This is a genomic window from Senegalimassilia anaerobia JC110 (genome assembly GCF_000236865.1).
In the GTDB taxonomy this organism is placed as follows: Bacteria; Actinomycetota; Coriobacteriia; order Coriobacteriales; family Eggerthellaceae; genus Senegalimassilia; species Senegalimassilia anaerobia.
Window position 1 is genome coordinate 505,044 of sequence record NZ_HE611016.1, and the last position, 5,307, is coordinate 510,350.

Below are 5,307 nucleotides of genomic sequence, written 5' to 3' on the forward strand. Positions count from 1 at the left end.
CATTGCCATGTGGAAGGACCCGTTGTTCTCCGCGGCCGTGTTGATGTTGACGTTGCTGATTTTCGACCTGGTGGCATCGAAGGGGCGTGTCCTTCAAACCGAGAAAGCCTGGCTGCCTGTATTCGCCCTCTCGTGCCTGGTCGCATGCCTGTTCAGAAGCAACGGGATCTTGGTGGTGATACTGCTCGCGGTCGTATTGGCCGCGATGGCGCTGCGATGCCGGAGCGCATACAAGAAACCCGCTGCCATCGGTGCGGCAACGGCGATCGCGGCGATGCTGCTCACCGGGCCCGTTTTCAACGCATTGGGCGTCACGCCCGCCGCAAAAGCCGAAGGGATCGGCATCCCGCTCAACCAAATGGGGCGCGTCGCCGCAACCGGCGGAATCATATCGGACGGAGACGAGCGTTACCTCAACGAGTTGCTTCCCCTGGAGCTCTATGAAACCGTTTACACGCCAACATGCGTGGATTCCGTTAAGTGGAACCCCGAGTTCAACGAAGAGGCCTTGTCGGACGACTTCTGGCGACATTGGCTGTCCATGGGAATCAAAAACCCGGTAACGTATCTCGAATCGTGGGAACTGCAAACCGTGGGCTATTGGTCCATTAATCAACCGCAGGCGTTATCGCACAACAGGAACATCGCAGCCGGGGTGCCGCGTAACAGCCAAGATCCGGTAAGTCTCGAAGCATGGGAAATCTATCCACAAAACAAGCTCGGCAATGACGCAGTGCATAGCCTGCTGTGCACCGACCAGGGCTTCGTTCCCATCGGATGGCTCTCCTGGTTCGCTCTCTTCGCGGCAATCGCCCTGTTCAACTGCAAGAAATCGGCATGGTTCGTTTCACTGGTCCCAACCACCGCGATCATCGCCGCATTGCTGGTCGCCTCCCCGATCTGGTACTGGGAACGCTACGCGGTCGCCCTGCAATTCTTGTTGCCATTTTACGTGGTGATGCTGTACTGCACAGGCAGTGTAAGACGGCGGCCGGTTCCTATTGAACAGCGCGCAAGGCTCTCAAAGATATTCGCATCACCAAAGACGCGCACCGTCTGATGGTTGGCGATGATGCAAAAGGTGCATCCGCCAGCAGAAGGGAACGCTAACACAAAACGATGCCGCCATGGCTAACGAATTCGTCTGAAGCGCAGTCAACCATATGCGCGAGAACACCGTTGCAGCGAGCATCGTGCGCGCCGATATGTGGCGTGCCGCAAAGCCGCGCACCGTTCACGGCGATTTCGAGGACAACCTGGCTCTTGTCACCAATGACGAGCAGCTGATCAAGCACGTGACCGTCGCCACGTTCACGCCCACCGACGCACTCGCAGCGTTAAAGGCAATAAGATAAAAGAGCTAGCCCTGCGGCTCCTCCGTGTCGCTGGCCACCATCACGTGGCTGACGAACTGCGGGTCGTCGCGCCACGGAGCAACTTTGCCCGAAGCCAAGGTTTTGGGCAAATCAATGATGCGCTGGTTCGAGGACCCCCGAAACCGCAGCGTGATGTCATGATGCGCCTGCACAAACGGGCCATCCACCAGCACATCGATAGCCACCAGCAAACGATCGGTCACCTCGGTGTGACGCGGACTCTCAGGATTCCGCAAATCCTCAAGCAGATCGCCCGTGTAGCACCAAATCGTCTTCTCAGGATACGCCTCACGCACGCGTTCGACGAAATCGACCAAGGCGCGCTGGTTTTCCGGCTCCATAGGCTCGCCACCCAAAAGGCTCAAACCGTCGACATATTCTGGCGCCAGGCTCTCGATGATTTCGTTTTGCACTTCAGACGAAAACGGCTTCCCCGCCGTAAAATCCCACTGCTCGGGGTTGAAGCAACCCGGGCACCCATGACGACACCCCGACACGAACAGGCTGGTGCGCACGCCCTCACCATTGGCGATGTCGAAGTATTTAATCTCAGAGTAATTCATATCCCACCAGCCCCATTCGCAAAACACAGCAGCGGTATCAACAAGTTGGTTCTACCTATCATGATTCTTCGCTCTACTACGTGCAACCCATACCACCAGCGTTCCGGCAAACGGTTTTAGTAAAGCAGCCGCAATGAAGCGCAATCCTGACACAACGAGGCTGTCAAAGCCGCGCAATTCGGCACCTATGCTGCACTCAAAACATAAATGCCTTTCGATGGCAGTCAACCCCGCAAACCCATCGGCGACAACATCATGTAGCCACAGGGAAGCGCAATCTCAGCAAAAAAAGAGCCTAGCTAACGACAGATCAATACCCATACCGTAACCTGCGCAAATGCTGCAGAAGAGCCCCAGCACCATTCGCGCATCCCAATGACCCCGCCAGGCGCAGACAGCACGCAAAACCGCCCAATGCTCAAATAAACGCACTGCAGAGATATCGCAACCTGCTGAAAATAGCTTCCAGCCGCACGCTGGCTAACCCTATTCCTCAACAAGCGCAGGAATACTGGCGATCGCAGCAGCCACCGCTGCATCGACATCGGTCATAGGCACGTCGGTGGCATTCACGCTAATGCAGTCAGCATGCTCGATGCCGTAGACCTTAGCCAAACCCTTCACGTTCTGCCAGCCCAGGTCCTGCTCATCGGTCGCAAAACCACCGCGCGTAGTAACATAATGCAGCTTGCTAGCCCGACACATGCCAACAGGGCCATGATCGGTATAGCGGTTCACAATGCCCACCACGCTGATGTGCTCGAAATACACCTTCAGCAACGCCGGGTAAGCGCCCTCCCAAAACGGCGCAGAAATGACGATCTCATCCGCCTCGGCAAACTGATGAGCCAAGTCAAACATGGCGTCATCATAATCCTCCGCGTAACGCAATTCATTGCGACGCACCAACGTCTTCGAAGTCAACGGAAGAAGCCCCAGGTCCTCAAGCACCAGCTGCTCAAGAACGTATTCGCCAGTAGACAGCAAATGCTCAACCAAAGCATCTGCAATCCGCTTCGTACGCGAAGTCTCACGCAACACGCAGCTATCGATATACAGCAGCTTCTTCATCAGGCTCACCAATCTCTATTCATGCCCAAATTCAACTATCATGCCAACGGTACCACGGCTCAACTCAAACCGTATAGCAAAACACCAGAAACAAACTCAGCGAGAAATCAACCCGCCTCGCATCCCGAATCAAATCGCCGGTACCGCGAATAACATCACCATAAACCACGCTGCAGCCGTGCTTTTCCCGAGCCGCCAATTGGCCCCGCCGTTGATTCTACAAGCCGATAAAGCCAGCAGGCGCGGATTCTAAGCCGAATGCCATCACTAATATCTGTCCTGGATTATTTCGCAAACTGTGGCTTCCCGATGCGTACCACAAGCAGTATTCCGGAACGCTCAAACCTATGCAAAAGGCGGTCTGCCGGATAGTACCGGCAGACCGCCATCAAAATATACGGGCATATTGCGCCATCGCAAGAACAAGCGGGAAAACATACGAAACGATAACGGCGCAAATTCGCGACTACAAGAGCTCGAACAAAACGCCCTATAACGCAAAGCAAGAGACTCGAGCGCAAGCGGGCAAGCTACAAACGACATCAACAAGGACATCGCCAATACAGCAATCACGAAAAGCTACGAAACCCTTAAACAACTACCCACTGATACAAGTCGGGCAATTGACGCAGCATACGGCGCAAACCCCCCGCAAGCTGACATCTTAAAACCGCCTTACGCCGTTGCGAGCGCCTGCTCCAAATCGGCCAGCAAGTCCTCAGTAGACTCGATGCCGCAGCTCAAACGCACCATATCCGGAGAGATACCGCAAGCCACCAGCTCCTCGTCATTCATCTGGCGATGCGTAGCATTAGCCGGATGCAGCACACACGTGCGAGCATCGGCGACATGCGTGGCAATCTGAGCCAGCTTCAGACTCTTCATGAACTGCTCAGCCGCAGCGCGACCGCCCTCAAAACCAAAGGACACCACACCGCACGTACCATTGGGCATGTACTTTTGAGCCAGCTCATAATACTGATCGCCCGCCAAACCAGGATAGCGAACAAAGCGGATCTTCGGATGCGCCTGCAAAAACTCAGCAGCAGCCTGGCCATTCTTGCAATGCTGAGGCATGCGCACATGCAGGCTTTCCAAACCAAGATTCAGAATGAAAGCATGCTGAGGGCTCTGAATCGAGCCGAAGTCACGCATAAGCTGCGAGGTGCATTTCGTGATGAACGCACCGCCCTGCCCAAACTTCTCTGCATACACAACCCCGTGGTAACTCTCATCCGGAGTCGTGAGCCCGGGGAACTTGTCAGCATGCGCCATCCAGTCAAACGTGCCTGCATCAACAATGCAGCCGCCCACACACGCACCATGACCATCCATATACTTGGTGGTGGAATGCGTAACGATGTTCGCACCCCATTTGATCGGATTGCAGTTCACCGGCGTCGGGAACGTGTTGTCCACAATCAGCGGCACGCCATGAGCATGCGCCTCATTGGCAAAACGCTCGATATCCAGAACAGCCAGCGCGGGGTTCGCAATCGTCTCGCCAAACACGCACTTGGTGTTCGGACGGAAAGCGGCCTCGAGCTCCTCATCAGAGCAATCAGGGCTCACAAACGTACACTCAAGACCCATACGGTGCATGGTATGAGCCAGAAGATTGTAGGTGCCACCATAGATAGCACTGGAAGCAACAACATGATCGCCAGCACCGGCAATATTGAATACAGCAAAGAAGTTCGCAGCCTGACCGGAGCTAGTCAGCATTGCAGCAGCGCCGCCCTCCATCTCGCAAATCTTCGCAGCAACATAATCATTGGTCGGATTCTGCAAACGAGTATAAAAGTAGCCAGATTCCTCCAGGTCAAACAGCTTACCCATATGCTCCGAAGTATCGTACTTCCAAGTAGTGGACTGATAAATCGGAATCTGACGCGGCTCCGCATCACCCGGACGATAACCACCTTGCACACACGTAGTGCCCATATGCTCGCTCATACCAACTCCTCATCTCAACAAAGCAACATCGAAACATGATTATGATGCCAAACAATTAGTATGCCGTATCAAACCTACCAAAACGATGGCCAACAACCCGAGAAAAGGAAAACTCCAACGAAAGCGAGAGACAATACGCAACAATACAGCAGATGAAAAGGTGCCACGAAAACAAGCAGAGCGAAAGCTACTCTCAAGTCTAGATAGAACACGCGAGACGAATCCCCTCGCAAGCCCAGCCTCGCCTGCGGCGCGCCTGTGCAATCTACCGGCCAGCTCGGCAGCCCGCGGCGTCGATCGCGGCATCCCGCCGGGCAATGCCGCCCAACACACGAAAAGGG

Annotated in this window: 5 protein-coding genes; 2 read left to right on the plus strand and 3 right to left on the minus strand. The window is 54.9% G+C overall.

Translation table 11 applies throughout. The features are described from left to right. Positions 1-1,060: DUF6020 family protein (locus SFHG_RS08185; protein WP_162096577.1), on the plus strand; the 1,060-nt coding region annotated here is incomplete at its 5' end. A gap of 103 nt (positions 1,061-1,163) precedes the next feature. Further along, on the plus strand, positions 1,164-1,355 hold the full coding sequence (locus tag SFHG_RS08190; protein ID WP_052297881.1) for a hypothetical protein: 192 nt from the start codon (positions 1,164-1,166) through the stop codon (positions 1,353-1,355). Positions 1,356-1,360: 5 nt separating this feature from the next. On the opposite strand, the gene nrdG is transcribed toward SFHG_RS08190, so the two are convergent. The 3 genes from nrdG to SFHG_RS08205 all read right to left on the minus strand — a co-directional run bounded on the left by nrdG (position 1,361) and on the right by SFHG_RS08205 (position 4,966). Further along, the gene (gene nrdG / locus SFHG_RS08195) at positions 1,361-1,939 is read right to left on the minus strand and encodes an anaerobic ribonucleoside-triphosphate reductase activating protein (RefSeq protein ID WP_042436081.1); all 579 of its coding nucleotides are present in this window, start codon (positions 1,937-1,939) and stop codon (positions 1,361-1,363) included. A gap of 486 nt (positions 1,940-2,425) precedes the next feature. Next, complete coding sequence (locus SFHG_RS08200) at positions 2,426-3,010, minus strand: NAD(P)H-dependent oxidoreductase (protein WP_052297882.1); 585 nt, start codon at positions 3,008-3,010, stop codon at positions 2,426-2,428. Positions 3,011-3,685: 675 nt separating this feature from the next. Further along, the gene (locus tag SFHG_RS08205) at positions 3,686-4,966 is read right to left on the minus strand and encodes an O-acetylhomoserine aminocarboxypropyltransferase/cysteine synthase family protein (protein WP_042436083.1); all 1,281 of its coding nucleotides are present in this window, start codon (positions 4,964-4,966) and stop codon (positions 3,686-3,688) included. Positions 4,967-5,307 lie beyond the last annotated feature (341 nt).

Excerpts from the sequence above, each read along its gene's own strand:
- SFHG_RS08190 (WP_052297881.1), top strand. The coding sequence starts at position 1,164 with ATGCGCGAGAACACCGTTGCAGCGAGCATCGTGCGCGCCGATATGTGG.
- nrdG (WP_042436081.1), bottom strand. The coding sequence starts at position 1,939 with ATGAATTACTCTGAGATTAAATACTTCGACATCGCCAATGGTGAGGGC.
- SFHG_RS08200 (WP_052297882.1), bottom strand. The coding sequence starts at position 3,010 with ATGAAGAAGCTGCTGTATATCGATAGCTGCGTGTTGCGTGAGACTTCG.
- SFHG_RS08205 (WP_042436083.1), bottom strand. The coding sequence starts at position 4,966 with ATGAGCGAGCATATGGGCACTACGTGTGTGCAAGGTGGTTATCGTCCG.